We start from the raw sequence: 267 nt of genomic DNA, 5'->3' as shown, positions 1-267 counted from the left end.
ATTATTACATAAGGTTCTATTGGAATTCTATATCTTATCTGAGACCAAAAAATTGTGTAAATTATACAAAAACAAATAATTGGTAGTAAAACAACAAATGATGTTAAAGAAAAATCTTTTTTAAAATATAAAAATATTCCTGCTATAAATAAAACAAAAACTGGAATAGATATTGAACCAATAAAAAACATAATTTTTTCGTTTACTCCATAAACTCGTCCTCTGTGAGGTAGTAATCGCCAAAACTTTAAAAATCTTATAATAGAC

The 267-nt window shown here is 23.6% G+C and carries 1 protein-coding gene; it reads right to left on the bottom strand.

The genetic code is table 11. The annotated features are described in order from the left end of the window. On the bottom strand, positions 1–191 hold a 191-nt coding region (locus N3F66_15280), incomplete at its 3' end, for a hypothetical protein (protein ID MCX8125508.1). Between the last annotated feature and the right edge of the window lie 76 nt (positions 192–267).

Source organism: Spirochaetota bacterium, from assembly GCA_026414805.1.
In the GTDB taxonomy this organism is placed as follows: domain Bacteria; phylum Spirochaetota; class UBA4802; order UBA4802; family UB4802; genus UBA4802.
The sequence above is the reverse complement of the archived record's forward strand: the minus strand, read 5'-3'. Positions and strand labels throughout refer to the sequence as shown.